The organism is Curtobacterium sp. DN_7.5, assembly GCF_022655355.1.
In the GTDB taxonomy this organism is placed as follows: domain Bacteria; phylum Actinomycetota; class Actinomycetes; order Actinomycetales; family Microbacteriaceae; genus Curtobacterium; species Curtobacterium luteum.
In genome coordinates this window covers 2,745,068-2,764,165 of sequence record NZ_CP093378.1, presented here as the reverse complement: position 1 = coordinate 2,764,165, position 19,098 = coordinate 2,745,068, and the positions used below count along the sequence as shown (strand labels likewise).

Below are 19,098 nucleotides of genomic sequence, written 5' to 3'. Positions count from 1 at the left end.
GAGGAGGACGAGCCTCAGTCGGTCGGCATGTAGCCGCTGCGGACGCTGTGGATCAGCCTGCTCAGCAGGGCGTCCCAGGCATCGAGTGCGTCCTGGTCGAGCGGTGAGCCGTCGATCTCGCCGGCGTGCTCCTGCAGCCAGTGGTCGGCGATCACGACGATGCCGCTCATGAGCGACTCGACGAGCAGCGCCGCGTCGAGGGCGTCCGCGGCCGGGTACCGACGGCGGACCTCGTCGCGGAGGCGCTCGGTCACCCGCGCGAAGGCCGTCTGGGTGAGTACGGCCGCCTTCGGGTCGGACTTGCCGGGTTCGCCGAGCGTCCGGTACATGCCGGCGATCGCCGGGGCGAGGTCGGCTCCGCGGGCGGCGGACCCGATCTCCTCGAACATCGACGCCCGGCTGCCGTCACCGACGGGGGTGTTCGCGATGTCCGAGAGGAACCGGTCGATGATGACCGAGAGCTCCTCCTCGCAGACGGTGAGCAGGACCTCGTCCAGTGACGCGAAGTGGTTGAACACGGTGCGGCGTGCGACGTCGGCCCGCGCCGCGAGGTCGTCGACGCTGAACTCCCGGCCGCCGCGCTCGTGGATGAGGTCGCGAGCGGCCTGCAGCAGCGCGGCACGGTGCCGCGCCTTGAGCGCGGCACGGCGGTCGGGAGCGAGGGTCACGTACGTAGACACTAGGTGCATCGATGCACTCGGTGCAACGACTCGGGGTGCACGTTCAGGTTCGTCCCCCGGTCGCTGATCGCGACCACGTGACGGCCGGGAGGCCCGTGGCGGCGCCGCCACGGGCCTCCCGGCCGTCACCGGGTCGTCTCGACCCTCCTCGGGTCACCCCCCGCGCGCTCGCCGCGGGACGCGGGCCGCGTGTCGCGGTCAGCGTGGGTCGTCGTCCCAGGGGACCGGCGTCGTGGTGCCGGACTCCCAGTCGCGGCGCAGCACCCCGTAGGCGACCGACGCGAGCGGAGCGCCGCCCTCGACCGGCCAACCGTCCCGGTAGTGCGCCTCCTTCACCCAGCCGGCGCGCAGGAACACGCGGCGCATGGCGGTGTTGTCCTCCCGGGTCTGCCCTTCGAACCGCGTGACCTCGGGCATCGAGGTGAACACGTGGTCCGTCGCCGCCCGGAGCGCCGGGACGCCGAGTCCCCGGCCGCGGTGCTCGCCGGCGATCCGGAGGTCGAACAGCGGCACCGGGTCCGCGAGGTCCTCGAGCCGCAGCACGCCGACGCGGCCGTGCTCGTCGTCGTCGAGCCAGTACGACCGGTGCTCGTCGTCGTCCCACGCTCCGGCATCGATCGCCCGCTCTGCGTCCCCCGTGCTGGTGCGCGGACGCACGTGGAAGGGGAAGTCCTCGGTCGTCAGGAAGGCGAGCAGGGCCTCCCGGTCGGCGCCGGTCGGGTCGAGTCGGGTGAGCTGGACGGCCATGCGGGCCACGCTACCGGCGCGGGGTTTCCCGCACGCCCCTGCGGGATGCCGCCGTCGACGCCCCGAGGGGGCGCGCGAGATCGTTCCGCGCGCGAACCTGTCGGTGGCAGGGACGTACAGGAGAACACTCGTGACACGGCAACGGAACTCGCAACGGCGCGAGCGCAGCACCTCGACACGCGGAGGGCTCGTCCGGGGCGCCGTCGTGGTCGTCGTCGCCGCGGTCACCGTCTCGGTCATGCTCGCCTTCCTGACCCCGCCGGTCCAGGGCAGCGAGCTCGCGTCGTCGCCCGGCGCGTCCACGTCGAGCCGGGGGACCGCCGGCAGCACGGAGCACGGCCGGGACGCGTCCGGCAGCACCCCGACCGGCGGCGCCGAGCCGAGCAGCGACCCGGCCGACGGCGCGACGTCGAGCGCCCGTGCTCCGTCCTCGGACCAGCCCACGGCGACGCCGACCCCGAGCGTGCCCGACCCGGTGCTGGGGCCGCAGGCGTCGTTCTTCGAGGACTTCGACACCCCGGCGGCGAGCGGCGGGCAGTTCGCGGCCACCTACGCCGGGGCCTGGCAGGCGTACGACGAGGGCACGAGCGACAAGTACTACTCGGGCGCCCTCACCAGTGCCCACGACGGCGTGATGGACGTCGCCATGAACGGCACGCAGGGCGCCGCCGGGGTCTTCGGGCCGCCCGCGACCGCGTGGGCGCAGACCGGCGGCACCTTCAGCATCCGGATGAAGGTCGAGGGTGGCCGTGGCAACGGGACGGCGGTCATGCTCTGGCCGACCTCGAACGACGCCGCGGAAGGGGAGCTCGACTACCCCGAGGGCGGCTTCTCCGGGAAGCCCGACGTCTTCCACCACTCGATGGTCCCCGGGCACGCCGACAAGGCCTACCGGATCCGCACCGACGCCTCCTGGGAGGACTGGCACACCTACACGACGGTCTGGGTGCCGGGGAAGTCGGTGAGCTACTTCCTCGACGGGGTCCTGCTCGACACCGTGACCGAGTCGGTCCCGACCACGCCGCACCGCTACACGTTCCAGATCGGCAACCGGGGCAAGGCAGGGCACGTGCTCATCGACTGGGTGTCGATCCAGCCCTGAGACGGGGCGCGGCTGGCCAGTGCGGTCGCTCAGCGCGGCAGCGCGTGCGCCCACCGCCCGATCGCGTCGTACGCCTGCTCGCGGACGGCGGGCTCCGAGAGCACGACGTCGTGCAGAGCGCCCCGGAGCCGCCGCACGGTGACCTCGTCGCCGAGCGAGAGCGCCCGGTGCGCCACGACGTCCACGTTCAGCGCGACGTCGGCGTGCGCCATGCCCTCGTCCCACCGCGGCTGCAGCATGCTCTTGTCGCTGAGGAGCACCAGCGTCGGGACGGTCATCCCCAGCCCGGCTTCGACGCGGGCCTGGCCGTCGAAGACCGCGGACAGCCACCCGGGGTGCAGTGGGAACCCGCGTTCCGGACGCCAGCGCTGGTCGTAGGTCCACGAGCCCTCGCCCGCGGCCGACACGGTGCGGGTGGAGAAGCCCGGGTCGACGGCGGGCATCGGTGCGAGCGGGTTCCGGCGGGCGCCGAGCTTCAGCACCGGGGCGATGAGCGCCCGTCCGATCGCGGCGCCCTGGAACTCGAGCCACGGACTGTTCAGCAGGAGGCCGTCGACGAGCTCCGGGTGCCGCGCTGCCCAGAGGGACAGCGTGAGCCCGCCGGTCGAGTGCCCCATCGGCACGAGGCGCCGTCGCGGTCCGCCCCGGTGCTCGGTCGAGATCGCGTCGAGGGCGGCGGCGATGTCCTCGTCGTAGGTGGCGAGGTCACCGACGTCACCCGGGGTCTGGTGCGGCCGGAGGCTCCGCCCGTACTTGCGGAGGTCGAGCGCGTGGAACCGGGCCCCGAGCCGTTCGAGGCGCTCGGCGAGCTCGACCTGGAAGAAGTAGTCGGACCAGCCGTGCACGTACAGGACGTCGACGCCGTGCAGGGGTCCGCGCGGTTGGAGCAGGGTGTCCGTGGGGCTGTGTCGCCGACGCACGAGCGTGGCCACCACGGGACCCTCGCGGTCCTCGCCGAGGGGCAGTTCGAGTCGTTCGAACGGCGCCCCCAGGACGTCCTCGCGCCATCCGTTCCCCGCCATCCGTCGAGGCTACTCGCGGCGCCCCGCCCGCTCCGCGGAGGGTGGGCGCGGCGGGGCGGCGCCGCCCGTTGCCGGATCGTGACCGTTCGACGGCCTGGAGGCCCGTGGCGGCGCCGCCACGGGCCTCCAGGCCGTGCCGTGGTAACGATCCGTGCCGATCCGGGACTCTCCCAGGTCACGTGCCGGGATTCCCCCGGGGAATCCCGGCGGTCGTCCGGGCGGCGGGGTCAGGTTGCGGTGCGGACGCACCGATCCGCGGTGCACGAGGGGGACACATGACGTTCGGACGAGCGATCGGGGCCGTGGGCGGCTTCGTCGGGGGCAGCGTGCTCGCCGGTCTGTTGGTCGGGGTCGGCGTGACGCCGGCCGTCGCGCTGGCCGGGTTCGGGGCGACCATCGCCATCGACACGTTCTCGTCGTTGCCGGAGTACATCGAGGTCGGCGAGTTGTCGAGCCGCAACGAGGTGTGGGCGTACCGGGGCGGGAAGCCCGTGCACCTGGCGGACGTCTTCGACCGGAACCGCGAGCAGCTGTCGTACGACCGGATCAGCGAGACCCTGCGCCACGCCGCCGTCGACGGTGAGGACAAGCGCTTCTGGGACCACGGCGGGGTGGACGCCACATCGCTCGTGCGGAGCCTGGTCAGCGTGGCGGCCGCGCACGGCAAGGGCGGGTCCGGCGGATCGACCCTCACCATGCAGCTCGTGCGGAACATCAAGATCGAGCAGGCGTCGCAGCTGCCCGCCGCCGAGGCCGATGCAGCGATCGCCGAGGCCACCGCGCGGACTCCGCAGCGGAAGCTCGAGGAGATCAAGCTCGCGATCGGGCTCGCGAAGCAGTACTCGAAGCGGGACATCCTGACCTCGTACCTCAACATCGCCTACTTCGGCGACCAGACCTACGGCGTCCAGGCCGCCGCGCAGCACTACTACGACAAGGACGCCACGGACCTCAGCCCGGCCGAGGCCGCGTCGCTCATCGCCATCGTGCAGTGGCCTGAGCGGCGCGACCTCTCGACCCCGGCGCACTTCGCGGCGAACCAGGCGCGGCGCGACGTGGTCCTCCGGGCCATGCACGAGCAGGGACACCTGTCGCATGCCGCACTGCGCGCCGCGCTGGCGTCGAAGCCCTCCGAGTACGTGCACCGCACCGCGCCGAAGCAGGGGTGCGGGACCGCTCCGCCCGGAGCCGAGTACGCCTGCGAGCACGCGGTCCGCGTGGCCCGTGCGCTGCCGCAGCTCGGCGCGACCCAGGCGGAGCGGGACGCCGCGTGGCGGACCGGCGGCTACCGCGTCCAGACCACGATCGACCTCGACCGGAACGCCGAGCAGAAGGCGCTCCTCGACCGGTACGACCCCGCGACCGACCCCGCCCTCGCACTCGGGGCGACGTTCGACTCCGTCGAGGCGAGCACCGGACGGGTCCTCACGATGGCGCAGAACACCGCGTACGACCGCTCCGCGGGGGCGCCGCGCGGGTCGACGTCGCTGAACTACGCGGTCGACGAGGCGCTCGGTGACGCCCGCGGCTTCCAACCCGGGTCGACGTACAAGCTGTTCACCCTGCTCGCGTGGCTCGAGGCCAGGCGGAGCCCCGACACCGTCGTCGACGGGACCCGGCACGAGCAGCGCACGTGGACCCAGTGCGGACGGACGATCGACGCCGCCTGGAACCCCCGGAACGACTCGCCCGCGCAGACGGGTCCGTACTCCGTGCGGGAGGCCACGGCGCAGTCGGTGAACGGGGCGTACGTGTCCATGGCGGCGCAGCTCGACCTGTGCGACATCCGCGACGTGGCCGCGCGGCTCGGCGTGCACCTGGCCACCGGCGGGAAGGTGCCCGCGAACCCGGCGTCGATCCTCGGCACCGAGAGCATCGCCCCGCTCACCATGGCGTCGGCGTACACCGCGGTGGCGAACGGCGGGGTCCGCTGCGACACGGTGGTGGTCGACCAGGTCACCGACCGGTCGGGCGAGGACCTCGGCGGTCAGCCGCGGACCTGTCGCCAGGTGCTCTCGCCCACGGTCGCGGCGACGGCCTTCCAGGTGATGCAGGGTGCGTTCCGGGGCGGCACCGCGACCGGCGGCCAGACCGCGGACGGGATGACGCTGTTCGGGAAGACCGGCACGACCGACGTCGCCGACCAGGTGTGGCTCGTCGGCGGGACCAGTCGGGTCGTGACGGCCTACTGGCAGGGCAACACCGACGGCGGCACAACCAACCTCCGGTACGTCGGCAACGGGCAGGGCGGGACCTACGCGGGGGCGCGTGCTGCGGTGTGGAAGCAGGCCCAGGAGGCGGTGAACGCGGCGTACCCGGCGGGGTAGGCCGTGGCGTGCGTACGGCGCACGGGCTCACCCGGGTCTCCGCTTCGCTGCCGCCGGGCGCTACCGCTCCAGGCGCTCGCTCGCCGCGATCCAGCCGGTCAGCTGCTCCATCGCGGCCGCCTGCGAGGCGTAGTCGAACACCGGCCGCACCCACGGGTGCACCTGACCGGCCACGAGCGCGAGCTGGCCCGCGAAGGTCGCCTGCCGCTCGAGGTCGTCGACCTGGTAGCCCTCGTCGGACAGCAGCAGGACGTCACCGCCCACCTTGCCGGCGTTCGGCCACGAGTAGACGCCCCAGTAGTGGCCCTTCGGCCCGGGGACGGTGAGGTCCGCGCCGTGCGACGCCCAGAGCTGGAGCGCCGGGTCGTCGTCGGGGCGGGCGACGTACACGCCGTCGTGGTCCGCGTACATCGCCGTGAGCCGGACGTCGTGGTCGCGGGTCTCGGACTCCAGGGCCTTCGCCGCACGGTCGAAGTCCGTCTCCGCGGCGTCCACCACCGACTGCTCGGCACCGAGGGACGTCGCCAGCCCGGCCACGTCGCGGAGGACGTCGACGCCGTCGCCACCCCACCGGACCTCGGCGATCGGTGCCAGGTCTGCCAGCGCGTCGTGCTGCTCGGCGTCTGCGATCCCCGTCCCGGGCGCATCCTCCGGGAGGGTGCCGGCGGCGTCCACCGGGGCGACCGTGGTGAGGATCAGGTCCGGGTGCAGCGCGGCGACCCGGTCGACGTCGATGCCGTCGGACCCGTCCCCGGCCGTGGCGCCGGCCGGGGTCGAGCCGACGTCGGTGATGCCCGTCGTGTCGAGGCCGGACCACCGGTCGTCCTGCTCGATCGGGAGACGACCGAAGGTGCCGACGGGGTGCAGGCCGTACCGGACGAGGGAGATCGCGACGTCGTCCAGTGCGACGATCCGCTCCGGGGCACGGTCGAGCCGGACGGTGCTGCCGGTGGCGTCACGGTACGACCAGCCCGAGGCGCCGCCACCACCGCCATCGCCGTCGGGTTGCGTGGGGGAGTCGGACCCGCCCGTGCAGCCCGCCAGGACGAGCGCGCATGCCACGGCGACCGTGGCGAGCACGGTGCGCAGGGGCCGGCGGGGGAGCGTCACGACGAGCAAGGCTAGCCGGGGGTGCCGTGCGGTCGCTGGCGGGCGGTGACGCGGGTGCGCGTTCTTTCCCACAGCGCGCGCGATGGGATGCGGGACCGGACGACGGACTGGAGGCGCGGTGCCAGCTGGCACCGCGCCTCCCGTCCGACCTCTGGTGGCGTCAGCCCTTGAGACCGGACCCCGTCACGCCCTCCACGATCTGCCGCTGGAAGATCAGGTAGAGGATGATCAGCGGCAGCGCCGCGAGGATCGCGCCGGCCTGGATGTCGGCGTAGCGCTGACCGAAGCTGCCCTGGACCGTGGCGAGCCCGACCGGGATCGTCATGAGGTCCGGGTTCGACAGCACGAACAGCGGCAGCAGCAGGTTGTTCCAGACGCCGACGAACGTCAGGATCGCCACCGCAGCGATGACCGGACGCGACAGCGGCAGGATGACCGACCAGTAGATCTTCCACATGCCCGCGCCGTCGATGCGCGCGGCCTCCTCGAGCTCCCGGGGGATGCCGTCGAAGAACTGCTTGAAGATGAACACCGCGATCACGGCGGGCACCTGCGGGAAGATCACCGACCAGTAGGTGTTGAGCAGGCCGACGGAGTTGAGCTCCTGGAAGATCGGGATGATCAGGACCTGCGTCGGGATCATGATGCCCAGGATGATGAGCAGGAACGCGACGTTGCGGCCGCGGAACACCAGCCGGGACAGCGCGAACGCCGCCATCGAGGCGAACAGCACCGTGAGGGCCGTCGTCACGAGGCTCGTGATGCCCGAGGCGAGGTACCAGTTCCAGATGTCGCCGGCCTGGAACAGCGCCGCGTAGGAGTGCAGCGTCGGGTTCCAGTTCGACAGGATCGCGTTCGCCCCGAGGGCGGCGACGCCGTTGTCGGACAGCGACGTCTTCAGGGCGAACAGACTCGGGATGAGCCAGATGATCGCGAACACGCCGAGGATGATCCCGGCCACGATGTTGAAGCCCTTGCCGGAGACGCCGATCCTCGCGGCGTTGGCGGGGGCTGCGGCCGACACTCCGGAACGGAGCTTCGGACGGGCGGTGGTGAGGCTCTCGGTGGTGGTCACGTCAGGCACCGATCTCTCGCTTGGCGGCGGCGCGCTCGGCGACCTGCCGGATGACCGCGATCGCGACGATCACGATGAACAGGAGCACGGAGGCCGCCGATGCGGCACCGAGCCGGTTGTCGGTGAAGCCGACGCCCGTGATGAGCTGCAGGGAGACCTGGGTGGAGATGCCCGGGCCGCCGTTCGTCATCAGGTACACCTGGTCGAAGATCTTCAGGCTCGCGATGATCTGCAGCAGGATGACCAGCGTCGTGGTGCGCCCGAGCAGCGGCAGCGTGATCGACTTGATCTGCTGCCAGCTCGAGGCGCCGTCGACCGCCGCGGCCTCGTACAGCTCGCGGGGGATCTCCTGCAGACCCGCCAGGTAGAGCACGAAGTTGAACCCGAGGGTCCACCAGACCGTGGCGATCGCGACGCCGATCATCGCGGTGTTCGGGCTCGCCAGCACACCGGCACCCGGCGTGATGCCGAGGGCCTGCTGGACGGACGCGAACAGACCGGTCGCGGGCGTGAAGATGAACACCCAGATCAGCGAGATCGTCGCGGACGGCAGGATGAACGGCAGGAAGAACGCCAGCCGGAAGAACCACTGGCCGCGGTTCATCCGGTTCGTCAGCACCGCGAACACGAACGCCAGGATGACCAGCGGCGGGGTCGTGTAGAGCGTGAACTGCAGGGTGTGCCAGAGCGACGACCAGAAGTCGGCGCGTCCGAGCATCTCCGCGTAGTTCGCGAACCCGGCGAAGCTGCCGAGCCCGGTGCGGACGGTCGAGGTGTTGAAGAAGCTCGAGACGATCATCCAGATCGTCGGGCCGAGCAGGAAGGCCAGGTAGAACAGGCCGAACGGGGCGAGGAACAGCCATCCGCTGCGGCCTTGGCCACGGGTGGTGCTGTTCACGCGCGTGCGGAGTCGCCGCGGGACGGTTGCGGCCTCCGTCGGGCGGGTCAGGACTGGTGCTGCGGTCACGTCGTCGTGCCTTTCGCGCGGGGCTTACAGCGGGCTGGGGGTGTTGAGGTACGTGCTGAGCTGGCTCTTGATCGCCGAGAGGGCCGCCGCGGGGCTCGAGGCGCCCTGCTGCACGAGGGCGAGCTGCGCCCCGACCGTGTTCTCGAACGTCGATCCGGAGCCGCCGTACCAGGCCGGGTCGTCGAAGACGGCGCTCTCGGCAGCGGACGCGTAGTCGGACTGCGGCTCGAGCTTCTTGTAGGCCGTGCTGTCGAACGTGGGCATGTAGGCCGGCACGTGCCCGCCCTCGGCCCAGGTCATGCTCTGCTCGAGCATCTGCTTGATGAACAGCATGTGCGCCTTGCGCTGCTCCGGCGTGCGGTCCTTCCGCGGCAGGATGAACGTGTGCGAGTCGGCCTGGGTGGCCGGCTTGTCGAAGAGCTGCGAGATCGGCGCCATGCCGAACTTCAGGCCCTTGATCGACTGCGCGGTGCTGATCTCCCACTCGCCCTGCATGAAGAACCCGGCCTTGCCCGTGAACATCAGCGTCTCGGCGGTGGCGTAGTCGAGGCCCTTGTTGAGCCAGCCGTTCTTCACCCACTTCTCGGTCATCGAGGTGACCTTCGTGTAGTTGTCCTCGTTGACGGTCAGCTCGGAGCCCCCGTCGCTGATGAAGGGCGTCGAACCGTTGATCTGGTTGTACATGGTCCAGAAGAAGCGCCACGGGGTGGCGATCTCGCTGACGTTCGCCACGTTGAGCGCGACGCCGCCGGTGACCTTCGACACCGCCGCGAGGGCCTTCTCGAACGCGTCGAGCCCGGACAGGTCCTTGAGCTTGCCGTCGCTGTCGATCAGCCCGGCCTTCTGGCACACGTCAACGTTGTAAAACAGGACGAACGGGTGCGTGTCGAGCGGGATGCAGATGTTCTTCCCGTCGGTCTTCTGCGCCGTCCACGCCTTCTGGTTGAAGTCGCTGGCACTCAGGCCGACGCTCGCCAGGTCGTCCGAGGTGATCGGGTCGAGGAGGTCGCCGTCCCACAGCGGCTTCGCGCGGGTCAGGTGGGCGATCGCGACGTCCGGCGGCTTGTTGCCGACGGTGGCGAGTGTCACCTTCGAGTAGTACGGGTTGCCCCACGCGAACGTCGTCGCCTGGATCGAGGACGGGCCGCCGTGCTGCTTGGCGTAGCCCGCCTCCATCTGCTGCATGCGGGCGCCGTCACCGCCGCCGAACAGGTTCCAGAAGACGAGGGTCTCCGGGTTGAGCGGGGCACCGGCGATGCCCGCGGCGAGCGGGCTCGAGCAGGCGGCGAGCGGCAGCACGGTGGCGGCCGCGGCGCCTGCGGCGAGCAGGGTCCGCCGGGTGAAGGACCCTCCGCGCGGCTGCACGGGCGGGGTTGGTCGGATCGGCATGGCATCACTCCATCGGGACGGGCCGAACGGAACAGGGTCGGTGTTCCGTACTGGTGCGGCGTCGCAGCCCCGGGGTGAGGCTCCTTCGCAACTCCGGTCGGGGCGATGTGCCGTAGGGGCATCATCGCTCCGTGAGCGCTCACATTATCGCTGGACACGCCGGAGCACCACCCCTTTCGCCGGTGCCGCGAACCGGCTAGCGTTGTGGACGGGTGAGCGCTCACTTTCGTTGCACCCCGACGCACGCAGATCGAAGGAGATCCATGCCCCGCACACACCTCGTCCTCGACGCCGCGTTCACCGTGGGGCCGGTGCGCCGTCGCCTCTTCGGCGGCTTCGTCGAGCACCTCGGACGACACGTCTACGACGGCATCCACGAGCCCGCGCACGAGACCGCCGACGAGCACGGCTTCCGGAAGGACGTCATCGAGCTCGTCAAGGAGCTGGGCGTGTCCGCGATCCGCTACCCGGGCGGCAACTTCGTCTCCGGCTACAAGTGGGAGGACGGCGTCGGCCCCGTCGACCAGCGCCCCCGCCGACTCGACCTCGCGTGGCACTCCACCGAGACGAACGAGGTCGGCCTCCACGAGTTCCAGCACTGGCTCGACCAGGTCGACTCCGAGCTCATGCTCGCCGTGAACCTCGGCACGCGGGGCACGCAGGAGGCCATCGAGCTCCTCGAGTACGCGAACATCGACGCCGGGACCGCGCTCAGCGAGTACCGCCGCTCGAACGGCCGCCAGGAGCCCTTCGCCATCACGATGTGGTGCCTCGGCAACGAGATGGACGGCCCGTGGCAGCTCGGCCACAAGAACGCCGAGGACTACGGCAAGCTCGCGGCGATGACCGCCAAGGCCATGCGGCAGATCCAGCCCGACCTGGAGCTCGTGGCCTGCGGCTCGTCCGGTGCGTCGATGCCGACGTTCGGCGAGTGGGAGCGGACCGTCCTCGAGCACGCGTACGACGACGTCGACTACATCTCGGCGCACGCGTACTACGAGGAGGACGGCGACATGGCGTCGTTCCTCGCGTCCGGCGTGAACATGGACCACTTCATCAAGACGGTCACCACCGCGGCCGACCACGTCCAGGCGCAGAAGAAGTCCGACAAGCGCATCGACATCTCGTTCGACGAGTGGAACGTGTGGTCGATCAGCAAGTGGAACGAGCAGCAGAAGACGTTCGAGCTGCAGGACTGGCCCGTCGCGCCGCGCCTGCTCGAGGACGTCTACACCGTCGCCGACGCCGTGGTCGTGGGCGGTCTGCTCATCTCGCTGCTCCGCCACGCGGACCGCGTCGCCTCGGCGTCGCTCGCGCAGCTCGTCAACGTGATCGGCCCGATCATGACCGAGCCGGGCGGACCCGCCTGGCGCCAGACGACGTTCTTCCCGTTCTCGCTGACCTCGAAGCTCGCGAACGGCACGTCGCTGCAGGTCAAGGCCTCGGGCGACACCGTCGACGGCGGCAAGTACGGCGAGGTCCCCGTCGTGGACTCCGCCGCGACGATCGGGGACGGCACGGCCGCGGTCTTCCTCGTGAACCGGCACCAGACCGAGTCGACCACCGTCACGATCGACCTCGCCGGCATCGGCGCGGACGGCGAGGTCCGGGCCGAGGGCATCTGGGAGGACGACGTCCACCTCGTCAACGACCTCTCGGACACCGAGCGCGTCGGACTCCGCACCAACGAGACCGTCCGCCGCGAGGGCGACACGGTCACGATCGAGCTGCCGCCCGTCTCCTGGACGGCCGTCTCGATCGGCTGAGGACGCCTCGGCGCACGTCACGGCGGGCGTCGAGTGAGCACAGCGGGTGCCGGATCGCGAGAGCGACCCGGCACCCGCTGCGCTGTGCGGAGGGCGCAGGTCCGCGCTCGGTGCAGCCGGCCTGGAGGCACGGTGCGGCTCCGTCGGACCGGCGGCGGCCCGGTGCGGCGGGCGTCCACCGCGGTCACGGGACCTCCGCAGGCGACGCGCGCGCCCGACACGTGTGGGTTGGGTACGGTGGTCCGAGGGATCGCCGCTCGTCACCGGGGCGGCCGTGGACAGGAGCGGGATTGACGCAGGCACCACCCCGTCGGACCGTCCGGGCCACGGACACCGGCCCGATCGTGCTGTCCGGCCTCCGTGCTGGATGGGAGCCGCTCGCGAAGCAGGCCCTGGTCGCCGCCCTGATCGTCGGCGCCGCCGCTGCCAGCAGCCTCCTCCCCGTCTGGCTGACGATCACCGACGCGGTGGCGATGTGGACCGGTGCCGGCCTCGCGGTCGTGCTGCTCGCGTTCGCCGCCCTGATGGTGAGGACGAGCCGGCTGGTCCGCGCCGAGATCGTCATCCCGCTGCTCGACTTCGTGGCGGTCGGGCTCCTGCGATTCGGCACCGGCGAGTCGCGGTCGGTGTTCCTGGCGATCATCATCCTCCCGGTGATCTGGATCGCTGCCGGTCACGGGCGCTGGCGCGTGCTCGTCCCACTGGCGGGCACGGTCCTCACGCTCCTCCTGCCCCTGCTCCTCGCCCCGGGGCGGGTGTTCCCCGCGAGCGAGGCCGTGCGACTCGTGATCGTGGTCGTCACCTTCGGCGCGGCCGCGGCCGTCGTCAACGAGCTCTCACGCCGGTCCCTGCAGCAGCTCACCGTCGCGCAGCGCTCGCGCCGGGTCGCCGAGGCCGAGGTCACCCAGGCCGCGATCGTCCAGCGGTCGCTCCAGCCGGTCGACGGCCGCGGCCTCCCGCCCGCGGTCCGCGTCGCGGGCACGTGCGTCCCCGCCCGCACGGTCGGCGGCGACTTCTACGACTGGTACCCGACGCCGGACGGCGGCGTCGGCTTCACGCTCGGCGACGTGATGGGCAAGGGCGTCGGCGCCGGCATGATCGCCGCAGCCGTCCGCGCCGTCATCCGCAGCAGCCTGGAGGAGCCGGATCCCGCGCTGGCGTTCCGGTTGACCTCCGCGGGCCTCAGCACCGGTTCGGTCGACATGGTGAGCGCGCAGTTCACCACGTGCTTCCACGGCCGGATCAGCGTGGACGGGACGCTGCGCTGGGTCGACGCCGGTCACGGACTGACCCTCGTGCGCCGTGTCGCCGGCGGGAGCGAGTTCCTCCGCTCCGGGTACCTGCCCCTCGGCGTCGGGACGGGCTGGACGAGCGTCGAGTCCGACCTGCAACCCGGTGACAGCGTGGTCAGCGTCAGTGACGGCGTCCTCGACCTGTTCGGCGGCGACCTCGCCTCCCTCGACCGGTGGCAGGCGTTCGTCGACGAACGGGACGACATCGACCGGATCGTCGCGGACGTCACGGCGCTCGCCGAGGCCGGTGACCGCGCGGACGACGTGACGGTCGTCGCGGTGACCTGGGGCGAGCCCCGGCCGGCGTGACGGTCCGGAGTGACCACCTGCGGTGACCACCTGCCCGGGCCGCGGGGTCCCGGCGGTCGCGAGCCGTGCCTCCCGGCCCGCGCTGACGACCCCTAGGATCGTGACGACGGAGGGGGAGCCATGACGAGTCCGGCCGACTGGGAGACCGAGGGGGCGACCGCACGAGCGGCCGTGCCGAGCGACGCGCTGCGGCAGCCGATCGCGGTCCGGTTCGCGACGTGGACCGGGGTGGTCCTGCTCGTCGTCGCGCTCGTCGTGTACGCGTTCGCGGCCCAGGTCACGGCGGGCGCGGACGAGACCGAGGTGCAGGCGCTGGCTCGCTTCGTGGTCCTGGTCGTCGTGGCGACCGGCGTCGGTGTGCTCGGCGGGGTCGCGCTGCTGCTCCGCCTCGTCGCCGGGGCGTTCCTCCGACGCTGACGTCTCAGGCGGGCGGCGCTGCGGTCGTCCCGATCACCGCCAGGAGTCGGAGCCGGTCGGCGCTCTCGCTGCCGGGCTCGGCCGTGTAGACGAGCAGGTGCTGCGCGCGGTCGGTGTCCTGCAACACCTGGCACTGCAGGGTGAGCGGCCCGACCTCGGGGTGGACGTAGTGCTTCTCCTCGGCGGGACGGACTCCGACCTCGTGCCGTGCCCACAGCTCGCGGAACTCCTCGCTGCGGGCGAGCAGGTCCTCGGCGAGGACGGCAGCCCGGGACCCGGGGCCGCGCAACGCGAGGACGTGGCGGAGGCCCGACGTGTACATCCGCGAGAGGAACGCGTGCTCCTCCACGGGGTGCAGCGCCCGGGCGGCCGGGTCCGTGAACCAGCGGTACCCGATGCTCCGCGCGTGCCCCGTGCGCACCGACGCGTCGCCGACCAGTGCAGCGGCGAGCGGGGTCTGCCGGAGCGTCTCACCGAGTTCCGTGACGATCTCGGCCGGGGTGTCCACGAGCCGGTCGAGGATCCGCATGATGCCCGGCCCGACGTGGTCGGAGCCGGCGCCCCGCGTCGGCGGCTCGTGTCCGGCGAGGCGGAAGAGGTGGTCGCGTTCGTCGAGCGACAGCCGGAGGCCCTGCGCGATCGACGCCAGCATCTGGTCGGACGGCTGCGGGCCGCGCTCGCGCTCCAGCCGTGCGTAGTAGTCGGCCGACATGTTGCTGAGGAGCGCCGCCTCCTCGCGGCGGAGTCCGGTGGTCCGTCGACGGACACCCCGGGGGAGCCCGACGTCCTCCGGCTGGAGTGCGGCACGGCGGCCGCGGAGGAAGTCCGCCAGTCCGGCTCGGTCGATCATGCGCCGATCCTCTCGCACCGCGCACCTCCCAGCCACGGATCGTCAGGCCGTGGATGCGCGACGGGCACCCGACCAGGCTGGGGCCACCGACCACGGAGGACACACCATGCCACGCACCATCGATCCACCGACCATCCCGGACCTGACCGGGCGCCGAGCCCTCGTCACCGGCGCGAGCGACGGCATCGGCGTCCGGATCGCCGCGCACCTCGCCGCGGCCGGCGCCGAGGTCGTCATGCCGGCCCGGAACGCGGGGAAGGTCGCGGCGGTGCAGGACCGCATCCGGGCCGAGCACCCGGGAGCACGGCTCGAGGCCGAGTCACTCGACCTGTCCTCGCTCGAGTCCGTCGCCGCGCTGGGCGAGCGGCTGACGCGGGACGGCCGTCCGATCGACGTCCTCGTGGCGAACGCCGGCGTGATGACCCCGCCCGAACGGCAGACCACGGCCGACGGCTTCGAGCTGCAGTTCGGGACGAACCACCTCGGCCACGTGGCACTCGTCGCGTCGCTGTTGCCCCTGCTGCGCGCCGGCGGTGACCGGGATGCGGGCGGCAACGGCGCGGGCGGCAACGGCGCGGGCGGCCGCGGCGCGGGCGGCCGCGACGTGGGCGCTCGCGTCGTGGTGCAGACGAGCATCGCCGCGCGCCGAGCTCGGATGCTCTGGGACGACCTGCAGTCCGAGCGCTCCTACGACGGGATGCGGGCGTACGGGCAGTCGAAGATCGCACCGGCGCTCTTCGCGGCCGAACTCGGACGTCGGAGCGCGGCCGCGGGGTGGGGGATCACCACGGCCGTCAGCCATCCGGGCGTCGCCCCGACGAGCCTGCTCGCAGCGCGCCCGGAGATGGGGCGGAGCACCGACACCGCATCGGTCCGGCTCATCCGCTGGCTCTCCGCCCGGGGCTGGGTCGTCGGCACACCCGAGACCGCGGCGTACCCGGCGCTCCTCGCCGCGACCGACCCGGCGGCGGCTGGTCGCTTCGCCGCGCCGACCTGGCGACTCGGCGTCGGCGGCCCCGCGGGGTGGGTCGATCCGTGGCCGACGATGTCCGACCGCGACGAGGCGGCACGGGTCTGGGACGAGTCGCTCCGGCTGACCGGGGCGCGGTTCGCCTGAGCAGCTCGACCTCGGGCGTCGGGTCCGTCGCCAGCCGGGCGTGCGTCTCGACGTCGAACCGCTCGGACCCGTAGCGCAGCTTCGCCCGCTCGACCCCCTCGGCCCGGAACCCCGCTGTCGTCGCCACCCGGCAGGAGGCGGGGTTGTTCACCCGGTGCCCGAGCTCGAGCCGGAACAGTCCGTCGGCGAAGGCCCGCTCGGCGACGGTGGCGACCGCTCGCGTCGCGAGACCGCGCCCGCGCGCGTCACGAGCGAGCCAGTACGACACCCACGCCGAGTCGTGGCGGCGGTCGACGGCGGTGAGCCCGACGTTGCCCACGGCGGTGCCGTCCAGGACGACCGCCCAGTGTCGTCGTCCGGGCTCGGACGTCAGCGCCGATGTGATGAACCGTCGTGCGGCGGCGGTGTGGGGCAGCGGCTCGAACTGCGTCGCCAGGTCGTCGGAGCCGGCGCGTGCGGCGACCAGGGCGTCCGCGTCCCCGGGGAGCCACGGGCGGAGGACGATCACGGCCGCGCGGCCCGTCCTCCGGAGCGTCGCCCGCGGACGACCACGGCCAGCAGTGCCGCGACGAGCAACGGGACGACGAGCGCGGCGGCCGCCCACGCGATCGCCCGTGCGGCGAGGGCGGTCCGGAAGCCGCCCCGCCCGACGACGTACGAGTAGTCGCCGCTGTGCAGGGCGGGGAAGGCCGGAGCGACGGGCCACGCCAGCGCCTCCGCGAGCACCGCGACCACGACCGCGACGCCGGCGAGCAGCAGCAGCACGAGGGCGGGTGCGTGGTGACGGAGCCGTGCGCGCATGCCCCAACGGTAGCGGGACACGCGCGCACGGCACGAGGAGCGGGACGGTTCAGCGCGGAGCGGCCACGGTGGAGCCACCCGGAGCGAGCGGCACCCGCTGGACCCCGGACCCGACGTGCACGGTCCGCATGAGCCGCCCGGTGCGGTCGTACACCGACACCGTGGTGCGCTGCGCGAACGTCGCCGTCGTCGAGCGCACCGACGTCGTCCCGTTCACGAAGAGGTCCGACGGCGACGCACCGGCCGCGCTGTCGGCACCCGACCCCAGCCCCAGGTGTGACACCACCGGGCGGAGGAGCACCGCGTCGAGGTCGGCCGTCCCGCCGCGGACGGTCGCCGTGATCGTCGTCGTGCCCGCGGGAGCGGTGCGCGCGAGCGTGAGCGGGTGCAGGAACGACGGGGTCGGCGCGGTGCCCTGCGCCCCTGCGCCGCCGTTCGGGGTGGAGCCGAGCGACCGGGTCCGGCCGTCCGCTCCCCGCACGGTCCAGTCCGTGCGGCCCGCCGGACCGGAGGCCTCGGACACCACCGGGTACAGCAGCGTGTCCTGACGCAGCGCCGGGATCGTGATCGTCACGGACGACCCCGCCGGAGCGTGCACGTACGCCGAGCCCGACCAGTTCGCCGAGCCGGTCCACGCGGCGTCGGGCCGCACGACCGCAGCGTCTCCGGTCAGCGCCCCACCCTCGGCCTCGACGGTCGTGATGCCGTCGACGTCGGTCCGGGACGTCGTGGTCTCGGCCGAGGTGCGGACCGCCGGGTGGGCGTCGAGCGCGAGCATCGACAGCGCGGTGTGGATCGACGACTCCGCGCCGCAGCCCCGGTTCACCGTGCCGTCCGCCGCGATCCCGTCGACGCACGCGCCGGTCGTCCGGTCGTACACGGGGACGCCCGCCGGGTTCGCGCCGAAGTACCAGCCCGCGGCGATCGCGGCGAGGCGGTCCTGCCCCGCTCCGCCGACCGCGAGGAACGACTGCACGAGCGAGTCCGCGCCGTACGCGATCTGCGTGCGGTCGAACGGCGTCGGCGTCCACCCGTTGTCGGGGCCGCCCGAGGCGAGCACCTCGGCGGCGAACTGCGCGGTCTCGCGGCGGGCGTCCCGCTGCCAGTCCCCGCGGTGGAGCACGGAACCGGCCGAGGCCAGCGCCGCCGGTGCCATCCCGCCCCAGGCGTTCCAGGTCGACTGCGACGTCGCGGACGGCAGGACGGCCCCGAACGGCCACGTGGTCGTGTCACCGCGCTGCATCGCCGCGATGCCGGTCGTCTCCCGCTCGAGCACGGTCCGTGCCTGCCGGTCGCCGGGCACGGCGCGCACGTAGGCGCTCAGCCCGAGCACGGCCTCCGCGGTGGCGCTCGTCGAGTCGGCGATGAGCCACGACGGCACGCGCGACCCGTTCACGGTGTCGTAGCGGCCGTACGACGCGAGTGACTGCCGTTCGAGGGCGTCGAGCGACAGGCGCAGACGGCCCTGCAGGAACCGTGCGAAGCCGGGGTCGGCGTGGCGGAACGCCGGGTACGCCTCACCGAGGGCCCAGACGGTGCGGCCGACCCAGAACGAGTCGGCGGAGTCCGACGGGTCCGGGGAGTCCGGCGGTGTCGGGCTGGTGTTGAGGGTGCCGTCGGTCTGCTGCCAGAGGACGACGTTGCCGGCGTCCGGCCCGCTGTCCGTCTGCAGGTAGGTGAGCGAGCGCAGGAGCTCCCGCGCGTGCTCGCGACTCGACGCGGTCCCGTTCTGCTGCCAGTCGCGGACGTAGACGACGGCCGCGCGGCTGATGTCGTCCGCGTCGAACGCCCCCTGACCCCAGTGGCCGGTCGCGGGATCGAGCGTGCCACCGCCGACCCGGCGGTAGGTCCCGTCCGCGTTCCGGTCGGCGTAGACCCAGGGTGCGGTGGCCGTCGGGTCGCTCGCCTGCTGGTACGTGCTGTGTCCGGGGACCTCCGGCAGTGGGACGTCGTCGAGCAGGAAGTCGAGGTGGTCGAGGTTCGTGACCGGCCGGGAGGCACTGCTCGCGCCCGACGTGCCGGCTGCGGTGGTCGACGTGGTCGCCTGGGCCGGGGCGGCGACGAGGGTCGTCGCGGCGGTGGTGGCCGCGACGAGCGCGGCCAGGAGGGTGCGATGCACCATTGCAT

General features: G+C 72.7%; 16 protein-coding genes and 1 pseudogene. 6 read left to right on the top strand and 11 right to left on the bottom strand.

The features are described 5' to 3' along the window. Positions 1-14: 14 nt before the first annotated feature. Together MON03_RS12770 and MON03_RS12765 are read right to left on the bottom strand one after the other, a co-directional pair. Positions 15-668, bottom strand: coding sequence for a TetR/AcrR family transcriptional regulator (locus tag MON03_RS12770; protein ID WP_175328094.1), 654 nt, complete (start codon positions 666-668; stop codon positions 15-17). A gap of 210 nt (positions 669-878) precedes the next feature. Continuing rightward, complete coding sequence (locus tag MON03_RS12765; protein WP_175328095.1) at positions 879-1,427, bottom strand: GNAT family N-acetyltransferase; 549 nt, start codon at positions 1,425-1,427, stop codon at positions 879-881. 130 nt (positions 1,428-1,557) lie between these two features. Here MON03_RS12765 and MON03_RS12760 point away from each other — a divergent pair, with 130 nt between their 5' ends. Next, positions 1,558-2,529 carry a glycoside hydrolase family 16 protein gene (locus MON03_RS12760; RefSeq protein ID WP_242088751.1) on the top strand — a complete coding sequence of 324 codons (972 nt, stop codon included), beginning with the start codon at positions 1,558-1,560 and terminating at the stop codon, positions 2,527-2,529. A gap of 29 nt (positions 2,530-2,558) precedes the next feature. On the opposite strand, the gene MON03_RS12755 is transcribed toward MON03_RS12760, so the two are convergent. Beyond that, a complete protein-coding gene (locus MON03_RS12755; protein WP_022904090.1) occupies positions 2,559-3,551 on the bottom strand; it encodes an alpha/beta hydrolase in 993 nt (330 codons plus the stop codon). Positions 3,552-3,826: 275 nt separating this feature from the next. Here MON03_RS12755 and MON03_RS12750 point away from each other — a divergent pair, with 275 nt between their 5' ends. Then, positions 3,827-5,878: a transglycosylase domain-containing protein gene (locus MON03_RS12750; protein WP_242088749.1), complete on the top strand. Its 2,052-nt coding sequence runs from the start codon at positions 3,827-3,829 to the stop codon at positions 5,876-5,878. A 60-nt stretch (positions 5,879-5,938) separates the two neighbouring features. Here the strand turns inward: MON03_RS12750 and MON03_RS12745 are convergent, their stop codons facing one another. From MON03_RS12745 to MON03_RS12730, 4 genes are all read right to left on the bottom strand, one after another. Further along, positions 5,939-6,988, bottom strand: a complete 1,050-nt coding sequence (locus MON03_RS12745; protein ID WP_242088747.1) for an ABC transporter substrate-binding protein — start codon at positions 6,986-6,988, stop codon at positions 5,939-5,941. Positions 6,989-7,148: 160 nt separating this feature from the next. Next, positions 7,149-8,063 (bottom strand): carbohydrate ABC transporter permease, encoded by a 915-nt coding sequence (locus MON03_RS12740; protein ID WP_242088746.1) that lies wholly within the window; start codon positions 8,061-8,063, stop codon positions 7,149-7,151. A 1-nt stretch (position 8,064) separates the two neighbouring features. Beyond that, positions 8,065-9,030, bottom strand: coding sequence for a carbohydrate ABC transporter permease (locus MON03_RS12735; protein ID WP_175328100.1), 966 nt, complete (start codon positions 9,028-9,030; stop codon positions 8,065-8,067). A gap of 24 nt (positions 9,031-9,054) precedes the next feature. Beyond that, on the bottom strand, positions 9,055-10,419 hold the full coding sequence (locus MON03_RS12730; protein WP_242088743.1) for an extracellular solute-binding protein: 1,365 nt from the start codon (positions 10,417-10,419) through the stop codon (positions 9,055-9,057). Positions 10,420-10,682: 263 nt separating this feature from the next. Here MON03_RS12730 and arfA point away from each other — a divergent pair, with 263 nt between their 5' ends. The 3 genes from arfA (at position 10,683) to MON03_RS12715 (ending at position 14,203) form a co-directional block, all read left to right on the top strand. Next, positions 10,683-12,185, top strand: coding sequence for an arabinosylfuranosidase ArfA (arfA, locus tag MON03_RS12725; RefSeq protein ID WP_175328102.1), 1,503 nt, complete (start codon positions 10,683-10,685; stop codon positions 12,183-12,185). 290 nt (positions 12,186-12,475) lie between these two features. After that, positions 12,476-13,786 carry a PP2C family protein-serine/threonine phosphatase gene (locus tag MON03_RS12720; protein ID WP_242088742.1) on the top strand — a complete coding sequence of 437 codons (1,311 nt, stop codon included), beginning with the start codon at positions 12,476-12,478 and terminating at the stop codon, positions 13,784-13,786. A 120-nt stretch (positions 13,787-13,906) separates the two neighbouring features. After that, the gene (locus tag MON03_RS12715) at positions 13,907-14,203 is read left to right on the top strand and encodes a hypothetical protein (RefSeq protein ID WP_242088740.1); all 297 of its coding nucleotides are present in this window, start codon (positions 13,907-13,909) and stop codon (positions 14,201-14,203) included. A 4-nt stretch (positions 14,204-14,207) separates the two neighbouring features. On the opposite strand, the gene MON03_RS12710 is transcribed toward MON03_RS12715, so the two are convergent. Beyond that, entirely contained in the window at positions 14,208-15,053 is an 846-nt protein-coding gene (locus MON03_RS12710; RefSeq protein ID WP_175328105.1) for a helix-turn-helix transcriptional regulator, read from the bottom strand. A 106-nt stretch (positions 15,054-15,159) separates the two neighbouring features. Here MON03_RS12710 and MON03_RS12705 point away from each other — a divergent pair, with 106 nt between their 5' ends. Then, the gene (locus MON03_RS12705) at positions 15,160-16,170 is read left to right on the top strand and encodes an SDR family NAD(P)-dependent oxidoreductase (RefSeq protein WP_022902516.1); all 1,011 of its coding nucleotides are present in this window, start codon (positions 15,160-15,162) and stop codon (positions 16,168-16,170) included. Between the two features lie 115 nt (positions 16,171-16,285). Here the strand turns inward: MON03_RS12705 and MON03_RS12700 are convergent. The 3 genes and pseudogenes from MON03_RS12700 to MON03_RS12690 all read right to left on the bottom strand — a co-directional run. Next, positions 16,286-16,678, bottom strand: a pseudogene (locus MON03_RS12700) (GNAT family N-acetyltransferase); the annotation flags it as partial. Continuing rightward, on the bottom strand, positions 16,675-16,971 hold the full coding sequence (locus MON03_RS12695) for a hypothetical protein (protein ID WP_022902513.1): 297 nt from the start codon (positions 16,969-16,971) through the stop codon (positions 16,675-16,677). The gene MON03_RS12695 and the pseudogene MON03_RS12700, both read right to left, overlap by 4 nt. Positions 16,972-17,020: 49 nt before the next feature. Beyond that, on the bottom strand, positions 17,021-19,093 hold the full coding sequence (locus MON03_RS12690; RefSeq protein ID WP_242088738.1) for a hypothetical protein: 2,073 nt from the start codon (positions 19,091-19,093) through the stop codon (positions 17,021-17,023). Between the last annotated feature and the right edge of the window lie 5 nt (positions 19,094-19,098).

What these genes read in the sequence shown, in the direction of transcription:
- MON03_RS12710 (WP_175328105.1), bottom strand. Translation starts at nt 15,053, where the DNA reads ATGATCGACCGAGCCGGACTGGCGGACTTCCTCCGCGGCCGCCGTGCC.
- MON03_RS12695 (WP_022902513.1), bottom strand. Translation starts at nt 16,971, where the DNA reads ATGCGCGCACGGCTCCGTCACCACGCACCCGCCCTCGTGCTGCTGCTG.
- MON03_RS12750 (WP_242088749.1), top strand. Translation starts at nt 3,827, where the DNA reads ATGACGTTCGGACGAGCGATCGGGGCCGTGGGCGGCTTCGTCGGGGGC.
- MON03_RS12730 (WP_242088743.1), bottom strand. Translation starts at nt 10,419, where the DNA reads ATGCCGATCCGACCAACCCCGCCCGTGCAGCCGCGCGGAGGGTCCTTC.
- MON03_RS12715 (WP_242088740.1), top strand. Translation starts at nt 13,907, where the DNA reads ATGACGAGTCCGGCCGACTGGGAGACCGAGGGGGCGACCGCACGAGCG.
- arfA (WP_175328102.1), top strand. Translation starts at nt 10,683, where the DNA reads ATGCCCCGCACACACCTCGTCCTCGACGCCGCGTTCACCGTGGGGCCG.
- MON03_RS12690 (WP_242088738.1), bottom strand. Translation starts at nt 19,093, where the DNA reads ATGGTGCATCGCACCCTCCTGGCCGCGCTCGTCGCGGCCACCACCGCC.
- MON03_RS12705 (WP_022902516.1), top strand. Translation starts at nt 15,160, where the DNA reads ATGCCACGCACCATCGATCCACCGACCATCCCGGACCTGACCGGGCGC.
- MON03_RS12755 (WP_022904090.1), bottom strand. Translation starts at nt 3,551, where the DNA reads ATGGCGGGGAACGGATGGCGCGAGGACGTCCTGGGGGCGCCGTTCGAA.
- MON03_RS12765 (WP_175328095.1), bottom strand. Translation starts at nt 1,427, where the DNA reads ATGGCCGTCCAGCTCACCCGACTCGACCCGACCGGCGCCGACCGGGAG.